This is a genomic window from Psychrobacter pygoscelis, assembly GCF_004335015.1.
Classification (GTDB): Bacteria; Pseudomonadota; Gammaproteobacteria; order Pseudomonadales; family Moraxellaceae; genus Psychrobacter; species Psychrobacter pygoscelis.
On the sequence record NZ_RQRU01000002.1, the window covers coordinates 117,781 to 133,348 of the forward strand.

The 15,568-nt window shown below is 43.9% G+C and carries 13 protein-coding genes and 1 pseudogene; 7 read left to right on the forward strand and 7 right to left on the reverse strand.

From position 1 onward, the window contains the following. Positions 1 to 25: 25 nt before the first annotated feature. From EGV92_RS05325 to EGV92_RS14335, 3 genes and pseudogenes are all read left to right on the forward strand, one after another. Positions 26 to 277: a CopG family transcriptional regulator gene (locus tag EGV92_RS05325; protein ID WP_131668213.1), complete on the forward strand. Its 252-nt coding sequence runs from the start codon at positions 26 to 28 to the stop codon at positions 275 to 277. Positions 278 to 446: 169 nt separating this feature from the next. Next, positions 447 to 668, forward strand: coding sequence for a PIN domain-containing protein (locus EGV92_RS14080; protein ID WP_207401746.1), 222 nt, complete (start codon positions 447 to 449; stop codon positions 666 to 668). A 12-nt stretch (positions 669 to 680) separates the two neighbouring features. Then, positions 681 to 794 (forward strand): annotated as a pseudogene (locus EGV92_RS14335) (vitamin B12 dependent-methionine synthase activation domain-containing protein); the annotation flags it as partial. A 242-nt stretch (positions 795 to 1,036) separates the two neighbouring features. On the opposite strand, the gene EGV92_RS05340 reads toward EGV92_RS14335, so the two are convergent. After that, complete coding sequence (locus EGV92_RS05340) at positions 1,037 to 1,906, reverse strand: DUF4238 domain-containing protein (protein WP_131668214.1); 870 nt, start codon at positions 1,904 to 1,906, stop codon at positions 1,037 to 1,039. Positions 1,907 to 2,223: 317 nt separating this feature from the next. Here EGV92_RS05340 and EGV92_RS05345 point away from each other — a divergent pair, with 317 nt between their 5' ends. Both EGV92_RS05345 and EGV92_RS05350 read left to right on the forward strand, forming a co-directional pair. After that, positions 2,224 to 3,057 carry a glycosyltransferase family 2 protein gene (locus tag EGV92_RS05345; RefSeq protein WP_242678658.1) on the forward strand — a complete coding sequence of 278 codons (834 nt, stop codon included), beginning with the start codon at positions 2,224 to 2,226 and terminating at the stop codon, positions 3,055 to 3,057. Positions 3,058 to 3,221: 164 nt separating this feature from the next. After that, the gene (locus tag EGV92_RS05350; RefSeq protein WP_131668215.1) at positions 3,222 to 4,148 is read left to right on the forward strand and encodes a bile acid:sodium symporter family protein; all 927 of its coding nucleotides are present in this window, start codon (positions 3,222 to 3,224) and stop codon (positions 4,146 to 4,148) included. A gap of 34 nt (positions 4,149 to 4,182) precedes the next feature. On the opposite strand, the gene EGV92_RS05355 is transcribed toward EGV92_RS05350, so the two are convergent. The 5 genes from EGV92_RS05355 to EGV92_RS05375 form a co-directional block, all read right to left on the reverse strand. Beyond that, complete coding sequence (locus EGV92_RS05355; RefSeq protein WP_131668216.1) at positions 4,183 to 5,148, reverse strand: TolB family protein; 966 nt, start codon at positions 5,146 to 5,148, stop codon at positions 4,183 to 4,185. Positions 5,149 to 5,393: 245 nt separating this feature from the next. After that, positions 5,394 to 5,897 carry an META domain-containing protein gene (locus tag EGV92_RS05360; RefSeq protein WP_131668217.1) on the reverse strand — a complete coding sequence of 168 codons (504 nt, stop codon included), beginning with the start codon at positions 5,895 to 5,897 and terminating at the stop codon, positions 5,394 to 5,396. A gap of 659 nt (positions 5,898 to 6,556) precedes the next feature. Further along, positions 6,557 to 7,597, reverse strand: a complete 1,041-nt coding sequence (locus EGV92_RS05365; protein ID WP_131668218.1) for an esterase/lipase family protein — start codon at positions 7,595 to 7,597, stop codon at positions 6,557 to 6,559. A 478-nt stretch (positions 7,598 to 8,075) separates the two neighbouring features. Then, entirely contained in the window at positions 8,076 to 9,182 is a 1,107-nt protein-coding gene (locus tag EGV92_RS05370; protein WP_131668219.1) for a lipase secretion chaperone, read from the reverse strand. Between the two features lie 383 nt (positions 9,183 to 9,565). Beyond that, positions 9,566 to 10,618 (reverse strand): lipase family alpha/beta hydrolase, encoded by a 1,053-nt coding sequence (locus EGV92_RS05375; RefSeq protein WP_131668220.1) that lies wholly within the window; start codon positions 10,616 to 10,618, stop codon positions 9,566 to 9,568. A 681-nt stretch (positions 10,619 to 11,299) separates the two neighbouring features. On the opposite strand from EGV92_RS05375, the gene map reads away from it, so the two are divergent. Continuing rightward, complete coding sequence (gene map / locus EGV92_RS05380) at positions 11,300 to 12,091, forward strand: type I methionyl aminopeptidase (protein ID WP_423227900.1); 792 nt, start codon at positions 11,300 to 11,302, stop codon at positions 12,089 to 12,091. Positions 12,092 to 12,178: 87 nt separating this feature from the next. Beyond that, positions 12,179 to 14,878 carry a [protein-PII] uridylyltransferase gene (gene glnD / locus EGV92_RS05385; RefSeq protein WP_131668222.1) on the forward strand — a complete coding sequence of 900 codons (2,700 nt, stop codon included), beginning with the start codon at positions 12,179 to 12,181 and terminating at the stop codon, positions 14,876 to 14,878. Positions 14,879 to 14,907: 29 nt separating this feature from the next. Here glnD and EGV92_RS05390 read toward each other — a convergent pair whose 3' ends face one another. Next, entirely contained in the window at positions 14,908 to 15,546 is a 639-nt protein-coding gene (locus EGV92_RS05390; protein WP_131668223.1) for a hypothetical protein, read from the reverse strand. Positions 15,547 to 15,568: the final 22 nt, after the last annotated feature.

The following is a 15,568-nucleotide window of genomic DNA, read 5'->3' on the forward strand; positions in this document are numbered from 1 at the left end:
TTATAAATTGACAAGGAGTGTGCAAATGGGACAGATCACCTTAAAGATTGATAAAGATGTCGAAGGTCTCATTATTCAGAGAGCTAAGGCCGAGAACTTAACGCCGAGCTCGTGGTTGAGTCACTATATCGAGCAGCAGGTCAAACATAATCACTTAGTGCAAAATCAAAAGTGGTCAGCTGATGTTAAAGCCCTAGCTGGCAGTTGGTCTGATTTCCCAAGTTTAGAGGAAATCCGACGCGATAATACGCCTAATAGCTTGCGTGAGTCATTATAGTGTTGGTTTTAGATACCAATACTTTAATTTACTTTTTTAAAGGTTTGGGGCAAGTTGCCTCAAACCTTTATGCTTGTAGCCCGTTAGAGATAGCTATTCCTACGGTAGTTCTGTACGAGCTGCATGTCGGCATTCAAAAATCTACTCATCCAGATAAACGATTACCCAGTTGGCTACTTTATTATCTCAAGTCCAAGTCTTACCTTTTGACGGTCAAGCTGCTGAGGCCTCGGCAAAAATCCGAGTGAAGTTAGAGTCTAAAGGTACGCCAGTTGGTCCTTATAATATTAAGATCGCTGGTACGGCTTTGGCGCATAACGCGACTCTCGTCACTCATAACACTAAAGAGTTTAATAGAATTGATGGGCTAAAACTGGTTGATTGGTTTTAGCTTTTTTATTGCTTCTATTACTCGCACCCTGAGAGTGTCTACTTCAATGTCGGTAAGATTGGCCGTGAACAGCTAGAGAATTATGCTGAGCGCAAAGGTTGGGATATGAAGACGACTAAGAAGTAGCTTGACCTGAATTTTCAGCGAATCCTTGAGAACCTTTAAAAATTATACTGTAGTTTTAGATTTGCAAGTTAAAATCCTATAAATAGAAATTTATGTTTCGCTACTATCTTGATTTACACACAAAAGAGTAAGTTTAATAATTTAATTGAGTTATTAGCATTTCCACCCCTATTTTCAATTATTATAAAGAATAGGGGTATCAAAGCTCAGTTATAGATTTTCTCTACGATTACATATACTTTCTATTTAACTTCTGGATAAATAATTATCTCAGGTATTGGCATAAAATCACTTAGTTCCTTAGTGTTTAACTCATTAATATTTTTTATAACCTGATCTTTATCATGATTAGTAATAGCATCAATCATTTTAGAAGAATTGCTAAAAATTATACATTTATTAGGACTAAGGCTTAGCACGGTTAAGAATTTACTGTCATAAGCTCCCATTCTTCTCACTGGTGATATTGATGTTATAAATACATTCTCTTTACTCACTATCTCTTTACACATATTATCGCTACCTAGTAATTTTGATAGAAAATTAGGGAATAGCGAACCGTTATCCTCAAGTTTATTTAAATAGACTTTAATATAGTTTAACATTAGCTTAAATTCTTTATTTTTTGTCTGATCAAAATCATGAAGTTCTAATTCATGAATAGCTATACAAATGAATGCGCACATATCATTATTCAAAAATTCTTTTAGAAGATGCTTATCAGGTAATTTACTGAAGTCAAAATCATTCATCATTCCCTTATAAACCTTCTTCATCGATTCGATAGACGCTGGTTGCCTAGCATCAAGTAAAAGCAAGAATTTAAAAAAATCTTCTTTAACTTTATAGGGAAGCATATCCCATTTATTTTTTGGATCAGTAACTTTTATAACAGATTCATGAAGGGGGTTATCAATGTACGGTGTAATAAATTGAGACTCTATTTCCAAGTCTCCAAATTTGTAAAGGTGTTTCTTTAAACCTAATTGACTTGGCGATGAAGGATAAAATATTTTCTTCTCTTTAGTGTTTTCACATTTGGGATTTCCTTCAAGAAACCAAGGTTTCATAAAAAATTGTGGTACGAAATGATGCCGTTTAGGTATGTTCATATAAACTCCTTAAATTTTTTACATACTACAATATAAGTACAATAGTCATCGGTATAAGTTTGCGCCTGTTTCAGTCATCTCATGACTTCTATCCATAAGATTTATTTACTCTACCATTATTTCAAGCGTCTTACTTAAGTTTAAAACTTTACAAATCATTGAAGGAATAAGGTCCCTAACCCATGCTGTGGCTACTTTAGTAGTTACGTCTAAAGATTTATTATTTATCACTCAGTGACAAGCAACCCCCACCATCATCATCCCGTCACAAAACCCTTATAAGCTGAAGGAAAACTTATACTGGACTGACTGTGACCATGAATAAGATCATGAATAAGATCATGAATAAGATCATGAATAAGATCATGAATAAGATCATGAATAAGATCATGAATAAGACCACAAACAAAATCTTAACTGCTACCCCCATCAGTGTGGTTGTCATTACCCTCAACGAAGCCGAGCGTATCGCGACGCTCATGCAAAATCTAGCTGCGCAAACGTACCGCAGCTTTGAAGTTATCTTGGTGGATTCAAACAGTGAGGACAATACGATAGCGCTTGCCGAGCAGTTTCGGCAAGCACTGCCCGAGCTAACGATTCATGTCATGCCAACGCGCGGCGTGTGTCTAGGAAGGAACACCGGAGCCGAGCTTGCCCAGTATGATAGGCTGCTGTTTTTAGATGCCGACGTGCGTCTGCAGGCGAACTTTTTGGCGAAAGCAAGCGCACTGCTGGACGCCAAACAACTTAGCGTCGCTGGCGTCTATCTCAATGCCAAAGCCCTATCAAAACACTTTAAGCTGGGTTACCACCTCTTTAATTTAGGGATTTTTACCAGTCAGTTTGTCTTTCCAACGGCTATTGGCGCGTGTCTATTTTCACATAAGGATATCCATCAAGAGATTGACGGCTTCGATGCCAGCATCACCCTGTGTGAAGACTGTGATTATGTCAATCGCGCGGCGAAAATAACCCGCTTTCGCATGCTGCCCATGTCTTTTAACTTTGACCCCAGACGCTTACGTCAAGACGGCTATATTAAGACCGGCAGCAAATACCTGTATGCCAACCTGTACCGCTTATGTATTGGCGAGATTCGTCATGAACGCTTAAACTATCAGTTTGGTCATTATCAGTCTGAGCCGTAAGGGCGGTTTAGCATGAGTACCACAAATGACTAAAAGACCGTTAAATCCGCGTTGAAATTCGCTAATGGCAGTCGCAACTTATTGCTCAAAGCAGCAAAATACTTTTATAGATTAGCCTCTAAATAAGTGTTAATTTATAGCGAATCTTATTTGGAGAGAGCTAAATGAATAGCATCGCAGTAATATCGGGCTGGATCGGAAAGACTTTTGCAATTTGGGCGTTGCTGAGTGCCGTTTTAGGGTTCATCTTTCCTGAACTCTTTGCTTCCCTAGCCCCATTGATCGTTCCTATCTTGGGTATTATCATGTTTGGTATGGGCATGACCCTCAAGACCGATGACTTTGTAGAGATTGTCAAACGCCCAAAACTGGTCTTAGTAGGATTATTTGCACAGTTCATCTTAATGCCATTAATCGCCTATCTTTTGACGGTAGTGTTTAATCTAGATCCCTTACTGGCTATAGGCGTCATTTTAGTCGGCTGCTGTCCTGGTGGTACCTCAAGTAACGTCATTACTTTTTTGGCCAAAGGCGATGTAGCGTTAAGCGTGGCTATTACTTCCATCTCCACCCTCCTCGCACCAGTATTGACTCCACTGTTATTAAAGCTGCTTGCAGGTCAATTAATCGATATTGACGTCGCCAGTATGATGTTGTCAATTTTCAAAATGGTCATTCTGCCTATTGTACTGGGTATCATCGTTAACCGATTGCTAGGCAAAAAAGTCGAAGTCGCCATCAACATACTGCCGATGATCTCAGTACTGGGTATTGCAATGATTATCGCGGCTGTCGTTGCCGTATCAAAAGACACTATTCTTACCAGTGGCTTCCTAGTATTTATTGTCGTCGCCCTACATAACCTCATAGGCTACACCTTAGGTTACGTCATCGCCCGCATCGCTGGCTTTACCGAGATGCAGCGACGCGCCATTATGATCGAAGTTGGTATGCAGAACTCTGGGCTTGGTGCTGCGCTTGCCGCCACTTACTTTAACCCTGCCGCCGGTCTACCCAGTGCCGTATTCAGTGTCTGGCATAACTTTAGCGGCGCGCTAGTGGCAAACATCTGTACAAGAAAAGATAGATAGCTGTAACTATAATGAGTCAAGACCAAGTAGCTTGTTAGCGCCCCCACACCGGCGAGCGAACCATCGCGCCCGACTTACTAGAGATGGTATAACTGGCCCCACCGTTTAGTGAGCGGATAACTAGGCTACCATTGCCTTGCGGATTTCGTATTGGATAGACCGCATACAGACCACTAGGCGACAATCTGGCAGGCTCATCAACACCTGTATCAGCTAGATTGCTCACTTGACCAGAGGCGAGATTCAATACCGCCGCTTGACGACCATTTAGATAGCCAATCTTGCTACCATCCAAGCTTAGCTGTGGGCTGGCCGCATAGCTGCTTGTAGGAATGCGGCTGGCCTGCCCGGTGGCAAAGGTATAGCGGTACAGCTGCGGCCTACCAGCGCGGGCTTTATCACTGACATAGACAAAGCTGCGCCCATCAGCGGCATAGCTCGGTTGCACTTCGGTACTGGATAAAGTAGTCAGCTGGGTGCTGCTACCGTCATTTAGATTCAACTCATAAATATCGGCATTGCCGCCTACGGTCGAGCTATATAGCAGCTTGCTGCCATCGGCAGAAAATGACGGGGACAAATTGCTACCTGCAGCATTAACCACCTTAGTGGCGGTTTTGCTAACTAGATCATAAATATAGATAAATGGGTAGCTGCTGGTGGTCTGCACACTGTAAGCCAGCTTACGACCATCTGTAGACCACGTCGGTGCGTAGATATAACCATTAACTGAAGTAATAAGCTGGCGCTCACTGCCATCAGGCCTTATGGTATAAAGTGCCGAGTATTTATTCGTCCCTGCGCCCTGCTCTTCAACATAAGCTATCTGCCCCTGCCGATCGACAGCAGGCATAGCTGCTATCAAGCTAGGATTGATGGTTGGGTTAATGCTAGCTTGCGACGTGGTGGTATTAATGGTGGCGCAGCCTGACGCCATGGTGATAAAAAGTGTCAAGCTAGCGGCTTTAAATAGTGAAGAATACATCTGGGAATTACGCATATAATGACCATTTTTATTATCGAATAATATTTTTAATATAATGGACTTACATTATTAAAGCGATAGTTATTATGGTTAATTTAGCATAAAAAAACACCCCACTTAGGAGGTGTCTTATTGCCGATTACCAGCACCTTTTATCACAGTCGTCTATGACAATTAACGGCTCTATGACAAGCGACATTTACTAAAATCTGCCTAGCTGGCTTAGCAAAGAAATAGGCCAAGGGGCTATCTTATTTAGCTTATTTAGCGATAGCTTTGAAATGGGCGACGTGATTAGGACCTTGAATAGTTAGCATCTCAGGCTGATTGCCACGTTTTGATACGCTGTATTTGCCCTGTACTACGGCCATAGTAGCTCTATCAAACTGCTCTTGCGGCTCTGGGCAGAGCATCTTGGTACTGATGCTATTACTCAGCTCGACACCACCGTTACGGATATCGTAGGCAGCACTTAGATTATTACAGGTATTCATAAAGGCTACGCGGTTGGCATTGCCATCAGTCATGAAGTTGAGGACAAGCGGCTTAGCAGGATTGTAAAACAATGAGCTAATTTTGCTGCCATCAGTGCGCTTGGCATCAACAAGCTGCCAGTTATAAGACTGTAGCAATTTTGAGTTGATAGTTACGTATTGGGCAGGCGCTTGTGTAGCCGTACTAGACGCCTGTGGTGTAGTCTGACAACCTGTTAGCGCGCCTACTGTGATAGTGGCCGTAAGTAATGCCGTGGTTAACTTTTTCATAATCACTCCTTTATAAAATAAAAATCTCAAAGAATTATTTATAGTCAATCCTATTTGAAACCGACACATAAAAGAGTAGCTGGCATAAAGTTACTGGCTAGAAGCCATAACATGACTGAGGCGGGCGTAACTTCATCCCAACGACTCTAGGTCAAATCCAAAATGGATTGACGATACACCATAGATACTCTTTGTTATCTCACAAACCTTCTGAAAAACTTCTCGCAACATAGCAATCTCGCTTACTTTAGACAGTCAATCATCCAGCTAAAGCGTTACTACTATTCAAGGGTATTATGTTTAAAAATATGTTTAAAAAGATGCTGTGTGGTAAAAGTTAGCAAGAAAGATTCGAGTTATTTATAGTGTTAATTTATAAAGGATATTATGAGTGTCGCAATCCTTAATGTCATGGTAGTTATCTAAGCTGATAGGTCAAAATTTGTTCACCACCTTAGGTGTTTTGCTACATTGCCTTGTCAGTTTCTTAATAATCTGCTAGCAGAATAAAGCAGGTTATTTATTAGAGTAATTAGAATATAACCATTAAAAATAGCAAAACCCCGCCATCAATATGACGACGAGGTTTTAAGACAAAGCTTTAAATGGTTGGGGCTAATGAACGCTAAGTAAATTTATCTATGGTAGTCGTTGTTAAGTTAATAGCCCGCGTTTTTTAAGCGATTTACGTGGTTGCGATAGACCGTCAACGGGTTGGTCTCACGCCATGAAGTCATGCCAAGCAGCTGATTGATACTGTCCAAATGGTTCATTCGGTAATCATCACGAATGACAAAGCCCACACGACTCGAACAAGGGGTCACAAAACCATCGTTCGCCTCACCTTCATGAGTTTTACCAAGCAATGTCAAAAGATAATCGCTGGGATCAAGGGCGTTGGTAAATGTCTGACTGCCTGACCAAGAGTAATAACCAACGCCATTGAGGACGTTATTAGTAGGCGGCATACCACAATAAGAGCTAGGTATCGGTGCTGGGTACTTCTTATTGAACGCCAGATTACTTGCTGTAGAGGTAGTCGCTGCGACATTTCTCACATTTTGCTCTTGCAATTGGTCCAAGGGCACTGCTGATAGCGCGTCCAATGACAACCCAACAGCTACTAGGCTGGCTTCGAATACTTTAGTGCCAAACTTATTGGGCGTATTGTCATTCTCTAAAGTTTCAACAGCAAAGTCAGCGGTTTTGGTGCCCTGATGGGGGGTCGATACTGTGGTTACAGAGGCGATCTTGTCTGCTGCAACAGTAGCTACATAGCGACTATCAAAGCCACCTTGACTATGACCTACTAGATTGACCTTGCCGGAGTCCATAAGTGCTTCAATCGTTCGGACTTGCTGCAGCAACTGCTCACCGCGAACCTCAGAGGAGTTCACAGAAGAGGTCTTGGTCGTAAAGACGGTAGTCCCGTTTTTCATTAGGACCTGCGGCACGCCATTGAAATAGTCTAACGTGTTTAGCAATCGGTTCCAGCCCAAAAAGCCATGAGCCATAACGATAGGATACTTGGTAGCACCATAATCAGAGTGGGAGTCTGTACTATCGATCTTGCTGCAACCATGAGGGGTGTTGCAATTGTAATAACTGCTCGCCTGGGCCATTGGAGCAGCCATGATGCCGATGGCTAGTAGAGTTGAGCTGGCCGTGAATAAGCGCAGAGCATTGCTAAGACTTCTCATACAACATCCTTATTAACATTAGAGAAAGAAAAGAGAATGAATCACGTTAGACTAGCGTGATTTAACATAACATTGCAAATCACCCAGTTTGGCTGAGTAGTCATTCTCGGCGGTTGTAATCTGCAAGATATACTGAGTTTGTGATTAATATCGATTATTTAGAAGGAGTTAGAGGCCATCTTAATTTGAGGCAACTTGCGCATTAGCGATACTAGGACAGTTAAACTTTTTTTACATTTGCTACCAAATAACTGGAGCTGACTGCTCTAGCCTCAGTTATTTGTTGATTGTAAGGTCATTAGACTAGTCCCAGTCATTCATCTAATGCCTGAGTTTTATTATTAGTTGGCTAGGACTGAGAACATAGCTTAGTAATAATCGCAGATTTCACCCATAAAAAATCCAGCTAACATAGTCAGCTGGATTAAAAGAGTCGTGTTAAAAGTGGCCTATATAGGCAGTTGATAAACAGTCGCTATTACTGACTATTACTGGCTAAGGATTCTTTCAATGCCGCATAGCCTGTCAGCCTTTTTCGCTCTAGCTCATTAAAGTAATGGCTTTCAAGTGACGCTATCTGCTCGCGCGCATTGGCTTCACCGCCCATTTTGTGAATTAACGCTTGCTTTTGCGCTTGATACTGAGTAAACCTTGCATCAAAGTCAGCTTCCTCGGCATCGACTTGCGCCAGACGTCTGGCAGCAGGCTCCCCGACCAGCTCACGGCGCATAGCAAATAACTCTTCAGCACTTGCGCCAGCTGCTTTCATCTCTTGAGTTCGCTGCATCAGCTTACCCAAGTTGGCTTGCTGCTCGTAGTTTTGTTTGATAGGTCCATCGGGCAGTCGACTGATATAGTCCTCACGACTGGCCTGCTTTTGCTCGGCGTTCAGACTGTCATCTTGCTCAATACGTACCATCGCCATACTATAGTCTTCGTAGGTATCATCTGCACCAAAAAAGGCATCGATAGTCTGTGTATTGAAATACTGTCGGCGAAGTTGATTGACATCCTGACGACGCTGAGCGACTAGATTGAGATCCAGCTCTCCTGCTCTAGTAGCTTGCATTTGCAGATTGCCATAGTTGTTCTCAATACCCTCTAGCGCTTTTAGATAATCGATATACTGATGGAATATCTCCACCGCTGAGCTGGCCGCTGGCTCAGGGGTATGGTGGCGGATATAGGCCTCGACACGTGCGATAATCGTGGCCTCGTCTTCCTCACCCAGCGCCGATAAGAAGTAATCAAACAGTCGGCGTAGACCTTCTGTCACTACCAGCTGCTTGTTCTCATCAATGATAATCTCACCATCGACATCAGTATCTCGAAGCGATTTGGGCATATTTTCCAGACCCGTGCTAAAAGCCGATACATTACCTAAGCTTGTAGTCGCTCCCTCAGTAGGTGCTATAGTCTCTGATGCACCTAGGGGTAGAGACGGATCGGGGGCATTGGTCATATTGATAGAGGGCGCTGGCATCGCTGCGGAGTCTGGTTTCAACCACCAAATTAGCCCAGCCAGTAAGCCGCCTATTATTAATATAAATAAAGTTAGGGTTAAGTTTTTTTGCTTCTTATCCATGATGCTTATAACTTCCTTGTACGGGTTGAGTCGTTATTTCACGTTAACGGGTAACTAGATAGCTAGAGCGCGACGATAACTTTGCCATATAATGACACACCTAACTTATCAGCGCCAAACATACCATCCTGCTTTAATTAACTGGACAATAATCTTCTTAAGCTCAGCTACGATGATAATAACCAACTAAATGGCGTTGAGACTTTAGGGTTATCAATAGCGCCGTTCACCACAGGTGTTGGCACGGGCCTCAACAAAAAAGACAATGCAGCCTGCATTGTCTTAATTGATGTCTTAATCCATCGAGCGTATTTATCAACCAATCATGCCACTTATGACTGGCAGCTCATGGTTAATAACGCTTAACTCTACCCATTCTTTTGCTATTTATTTGCTCTTTTAAGGCGATTGGCTTGGGTTCGATAGACCGATTTAGCATTGGTTTTACCCCAAGCCGTCAGACCCAGTACTTGGTTGACCGAATCCAAATGATTCATTGCATAATCATCGCGAATCACATAACCCAAGCGGTTTGAGCACTTTGACACCAAGCCATCGTTTGGCTCTCCTTTAAAGGATAATGAGGTCAAGGCCAGCATATAGTCTGAGGGATCTAGACCGTTAGTCACTTGACCAACACCGCCAAAGGAGTAATAAGGAATACCGTTGACAGTAGTCTGCGCTGGCATGCCGCAATATGAGGTGGGCATCGCTGCGGGGAATTTAGCATTAAAACGCTTCATATAATCTGTCGATAAGGCAGTGACTGCTTGCCAGCCATCCTGCTGCTGAAGCTTACTTAGCGGTGCACCAGAGCCAACATCTAGTGTAAGCCCTAATATCTTAAAAGCCGCTAATGCTAATTTGCTGCCGCTATTGAACTCACCCTTAGCATAGCCGTCTTTGGCGCTGCCCTCTTCCACTGTCTTGATAACCCAGTCCGCCATCTTTGACCCTTGCTCGGGGCTAGCAACCGCCGTAACCGAGGCCACATTTTGGGGAGCAATCGCGGCCACATAGCGGATATCATGACCACCATGGCTGTGACCGATCAAATTGACTTTAGGCGATCCGGTAATGGCCGCTATCGTCTTAACCTGACGTAGCAGCTGCTCACCGCGGTATTCACTATCATGAACGGCTGAGGTTTTAGTGACAAAAACCGTACTACCGTCTTTCATCAAGGTTTGCGGAATGCCGTACCAATAATCAAGGATTCCGAACAGTCTATTCCAGCCGCCAAGGCCGTGCGCCATGACAATAGGATACTTGGTGGCGGTAAAATTCGAAGAGGTATTTTTGCTACTGACCAGCTGACAACCTGATGCATTGGCACAGTTATAATGGGCTGCCGCTTGAGCGGAGGTGGTGGTGATTGCCGATAAGGCCAGAACACTGGCCGCAAAAGTACTATAAAAAGCAGAAGAATGCTTCATAATTAACGTCCTTGTTTAAGTTTTCACATTCAATTGATAAGCCTGTTAAGGCCACAAACAAATAGGAAGATTGCAAGTGTATTCAGCGAATAAACTCAACCTATTTAACTATTACTAATCACTGCAGCGACCAGCTCTTTCGTGACTGCTGTTGTCTGGCTGCCGTATTTAAGTGCGTTATAACTTGTGCGTTCTTTTACAGTAATCCTAATATCAAGTCCTGTTGGTTAAGGATTAGCGCTTGATGAACACATCTAAAAAATTAACATCTAAAAAGATGATAACAAAGCGTAACATTGCAACACAATAATATTTAAAACGCTAAAATTCAATAGCCAATATTAATAAATTCCCCAATCAGCTCTCTTTCCCTTTTATCATAAGCTACTAATAAGCTAGTTTATTTTGAACACCTCAGTCAGGTTTCCGACGACTGCGCAGATAAGACTCACAGATGCGCTACAAATCAAGTTGCTTTACAAGCGCTACAGTTCAACTGTGAGATGGTATTGCAGCTTCTGCTATACACTGGCGCGCTATCCGCTATAAGTTTTAACAAGGGTTAATAAGTAATTTCTATGCTATTTATTAACGATACTATAAAAGGTGTTTAAACGAGAGGTTACGGGTTTATGATATAATTATTCACTTCAAAATTTATATACTATAAGTAATATCATGATGACAAAAACTTCTTTAATTCAATCCGCCGAAGCTCTTGAAAAGATGCGGGTCGCAGGTAAGCTTGCTAGTGATGTGCTGGTGATGCTCGATGAGCATGTCAAAGTCGGCGTCACTACCGAAGCCCTTAATCAAATCGCTCATGACTATATCGTGAATGTGCAGCAAGCGATTCCTGCTCCCCTCAACTACAACGGCTTCCCTAAGTCTATCTGCACCTCTGTCAACCATGTCGTCTGTCATGGCATCCCTACTGATAAAAAAGTCCTCAAAGATGGCGACATTATCAATATCGATGTGACGGTCATTAAAGATGGCTACTATGGTGATACGTCAAAGATGTGGATTGTTGGCAACGGCAGTATCATGGCACAGCGCATCTGCGACGTCGCCCAAAAGGCGCTTTATGCAGGAATGAGCGTGGTCAAAGACGGCGCATATCTTGGTGATATTGGCGCAGCTATCCAAGAAGTGGTCGAACCTGAACGCTTTAGCATCGTTCGAGAATTCTGCGGTCACGGCATTAGCAATCAGTTTCACCATGAGCCGCAAGTCCTACACTATGGTAAAAAAGGCACGGGTATGCAGCTAAAGACCGGTATGACCTTCACCATTGAACCGATGATCAACCAAGGTACTTGGCAGACCAAAATCTTGGCCGATGACTGGACCGCTGTTACCAAAGACCGTAAGTTATCGGCGCAGTGGGAGCATACCATGGTGGTAACTGACAATGGCTGCGAAGTCTTTACCACTCGTCCTGAAGAGGATTTAAGCTTTTTAAATAGCTAGTCAAAGAAAGAAAAGATCGCCAAGGCGATCTTTTTTTTGCTATGGTAAGAGTCATTATCGACTGTTTGATCTGAATGGATATCTGTTATGTTTACCTGCGATGTCGCAACCATCTACATCACGCCGCTACCTTCCCTAACCCACTCTACCGAACATAATCTTGGTGTTCCAGCTTGGCTAGCTCAGGTAAATGATGACATCAACAAAGCCTTAGAGCGCGGTGTCAGCATCCGCCAGCTTGTCGCTGCTCGGGCCTGCGCCATTGATAGCTTACTCGTGGCCCTATTTGAATATTTTGACCTCGGTCAGACTGATTTAGCCCTTTTTGCCACAGGGGGTTATGGCCGCGGAGAGCTGTCCCTACACTCCGATGTCGACATCCTTCTATTGTCACCAACAGATATCTCAGAAGCCGCCAAACCTCAGCTTAATGCCTTCGTCGCCAAGCTCTGGGACATAGGGATTGAGCCTGCACTCTCTGTGCGTAGTGTCGCCGACTGTCTCGTCGCTGCTGAGGACCATACCGTCGCCACTGCGCTATTAGAAGCTAGGCTACTGGCAGGTAATGAGGCGCTGAGCCAAGCTCCGATGGATATCGTCAATCAGACTTGGCCGCAAAAGCTGTTTTTTGAAACCAAGATGGCAGAAGCTAAGACCCGCTATATCGCGCATAACGTAACCGAATACAATCTTGAACCTAATATCAAATCTGCGCCAGGTGGTCTACGCGATATTCACGTCATCGGCTGGGTGACCAAACGCTACTTTCGAGTCAGCAAACTCTATGATCTAGTGCAGCAAGACTTTTTGACTGAAAAAGAGTTTGACGAGCTGACGTACGCTGAAGGGTATCTATGGCAGATCCGCCACTATTTACATACCTTGACAGGGCGTAATGAAAATAAATTATTGTTTGATTATCAGCGCGATGTGGCCCAACTTATGGGCTATGAGTCATTACCCGATGACCTACCCAATGCTGCCGTTGAGCGATTTATGCGCGACTACTACCGCTGCGCTATGCAGATTTCGACGTTATCTGAGATGCTGACGACGCATTATTATGAGACCATCATCGAGCCAAGGCTCCCTGATGATGAGCGACCAGAAAAGACGCCTCTGAATGCACGCTTTAACCAGATTGGCAATCAGATCGCCATCTCCCACAATCGGGTATTCGCTCAGCACCCTGACGCCATTCTTGAGATGTTTTTGTTAATGGGTCAGCACAATATCAAAAATGTGCGGACACGGACGCTACGAGCCTTAAAGATTGCTGCCCGAGGTATCGATCAAACCTTCCGAGAAAACCCTGCGCATAAAGCCTTATTTTTGGCCAACTTAAAAGAGCAAAACTACCTCTATCATCGGCTGCGTACTATGAACCGTTATGGAGTATTGAGCAATTATATCCCTGCTTTTGCTCAAGTTACCGGTCTTATGCAGTATGATTTATTCCATCGGTATACTGTGGATGCCCACATCTTATTTTTGATTCGGATCTTGCACCGCTTTTTGGATGACCGCCATCAAGATCAGTATCCACTAGTCAGCGCTATCTTTAACCGTATTGAGCGTAAAGAGATACTAGTCCTGGCAGCGATGTTTCATGATATTGCCAAAGGTCGCAATGGCGACCATAGTGAGCTTGGCGAGACCGACGCTATTGAATTCTGTCTTGCCCACGGCATGAGTGATGCTGATGCCAATTTAGTAGGCTGGCTAACTCGCTATCATCTACTAATGTCGATGACCGCACAGAAAAAAGACATCTCTGACCCAGAAGTCGTCAGCGAATTTGCCAATATTGTGGGTAACGTTACCCACCTTAATCATCTGTATGTGCTAACCGTCGCCGACATGAATGCCACCAATCCACAGCTATGGAATAGCTGGCGGGCAACGCTGATGAAGCAGCTGTATTCGCAAACGCGGCGCATCTTGCGCGCTGATATTGACGCGCCGACCAATCGCCAAGATATGATCGCGGCGACGCGAGCACAAGTCACTGAGATGTTAGACAGCGTCGATAACCAACATATGAATCGGCAGGAGGTCTTTGCCCTGTGGGATGATCTGGGTGATGAGTACTTCTTACGCGAGATTCCTCAGGATATCCTTTGGCATACCGAAGCTATCCTCAATCATCCGCCTATCGGTAAAGCCTCAAATGCAGAAAGTAAACCGCTCGTGGTCTTGCGTGAGCACCGAGAGCTGGCTCTTGATGCTGTGCAGGTATTCATCTATACCCAAGATCAGGACAACCTGTTCGCGGTGACCATGGCCGTATTTGACCAGATGGACCTAGATGTCTTGGATGCGCGGATTATCACCGCCACGCGGGATTTTGCTCTTGATTCCTATGTGGTGCTCGATCGTCACGGCACTTTACTCTCTGATAGCGAGCGCCAAGACGAGCTAAAATCGCGCCTTATTCGCGCCTTTGTCAATCCCACCACTGTCAAGCTGGCCCAGAAGCGTCTGCCTAGACAGCTGCGCCATTTTGAGGTGGCAACGAAGGTACACTTTGACTTCAATCCCTCGTCCAACCAGCACATTATGACCTTAGAGACGCTGGATCAGCCAGGACTGCTAGCGCGTGTTGGTCAAGTATTTTTGCAGCAGAGTATCGAGGTGCATGCAGCGCGAATCACCACTTTGGGCGAACGGGCCGAAGATATGTTTTATATTAGCGACAGCGACGATAAACCTTTATCAGAGCCGAGACTCACCGCCTTGAAACAAGCGATCATCGATAGCTTCTCGCATATTGCAGAGATTAGTTAACAAGCTTAATTTTGCTGGGGTGAGGCGCACTAAAGTAAGCTTTTATAGATCATATTACTGGCGTATTCGATGAGTTCTGACTCTGCAAACTCAGGCGGTAGGTCTATCTCAAAGTCTTGATAATTTAGCAGCATTCGCCCCTTTTCGATCTCTTTTTTTAAGATGAGCTGTAAGCTGGTCAACTGTAGTTCAGAATGATATCGTTGACCAATTTCTGTTAGTGAGAGGGGGGCATGCGAATGAATGTCAGGTAATATGCTGACGTTTGCCAGCTCGTACATATCGTTCAAAATTTGCTCAAGCTCCCAGTCAAACTTATTAATACTCTGTTGCAGCTGCTGAGCCAGCTTGGCGCGCAAGGTATAGATGATGAGAAATACTATTCCCTGTCCTACAAAAAACAAAGCACAATCTCGAAGCGAGCGCTCCCAACCCAAAGTATTCATCACCAACATCATAAGCATTGATGAAATCACATAACTTATGAGTAAGGCCAAAAGCCAAGTGACCCTACTGTTATCCCCAAACCAAAATACCATTCGCGACTGCCGAGCAATCATATGCTCGCGGATATGAAACCAACGCTGCTCACACAATATCAACCGCTCTATCATGTCAGAATTGACTAAAGGTAGTAACCAGTCTTGGTCATTTATTGCTTTATTCATAACAATGAGTCCCTTCAACAAA

Bases quoted from the DNA above. Each gene is read 5' to 3' on its own strand.
- EGV92_RS05325 (WP_131668213.1), top strand. From the start codon at position 26: ATGGGACAGATCACCTTAAAGATTGATAAAGATGTCGAAGGTCTCATT.
- EGV92_RS05345 (WP_242678658.1), top strand. From the start codon at position 2,224: ATGAATAAGATCATGAATAAGATCATGAATAAGATCATGAATAAGATC.
- EGV92_RS05365 (WP_131668218.1), bottom strand. From the start codon at position 7,597: ATGAGAAGTCTTAGCAATGCTCTGCGCTTATTCACGGCCAGCTCAACT.
- EGV92_RS05390 (WP_131668223.1), bottom strand. From the start codon at position 15,546: ATGAATAAAGCAATAAATGACCAAGACTGGTTACTACCTTTAGTCAAT.
- glnD (WP_131668222.1), top strand. From the start codon at position 12,179: ATGTTTACCTGCGATGTCGCAACCATCTACATCACGCCGCTACCTTCC.
- map (WP_423227900.1), top strand. From the start codon at position 11,300: ATGACAAAAACTTCTTTAATTCAATCCGCCGAAGCTCTTGAAAAGATG.
- EGV92_RS05350 (WP_131668215.1), top strand. From the start codon at position 3,222: ATGAATAGCATCGCAGTAATATCGGGCTGGATCGGAAAGACTTTTGCA.
- EGV92_RS05370 (WP_131668219.1), bottom strand. From the start codon at position 9,182: ATGGATAAGAAGCAAAAAAACTTAACCCTAACTTTATTTATATTAATA.
- EGV92_RS05360 (WP_131668217.1), bottom strand. From the start codon at position 5,897: ATGAAAAAGTTAACCACGGCATTACTTACGGCCACTATCACAGTAGGC.
- EGV92_RS05375 (WP_131668220.1), bottom strand. From the start codon at position 10,618: ATGAAGCATTCTTCTGCTTTTTATAGTACTTTTGCGGCCAGTGTTCTG.
- EGV92_RS05340 (WP_131668214.1), bottom strand. From the start codon at position 1,906: ATGAACATACCTAAACGGCATCATTTCGTACCACAATTTTTTATGAAA.
- EGV92_RS05355 (WP_131668216.1), bottom strand. From the start codon at position 5,148: ATGCGTAATTCCCAGATGTATTCTTCACTATTTAAAGCCGCTAGCTTG.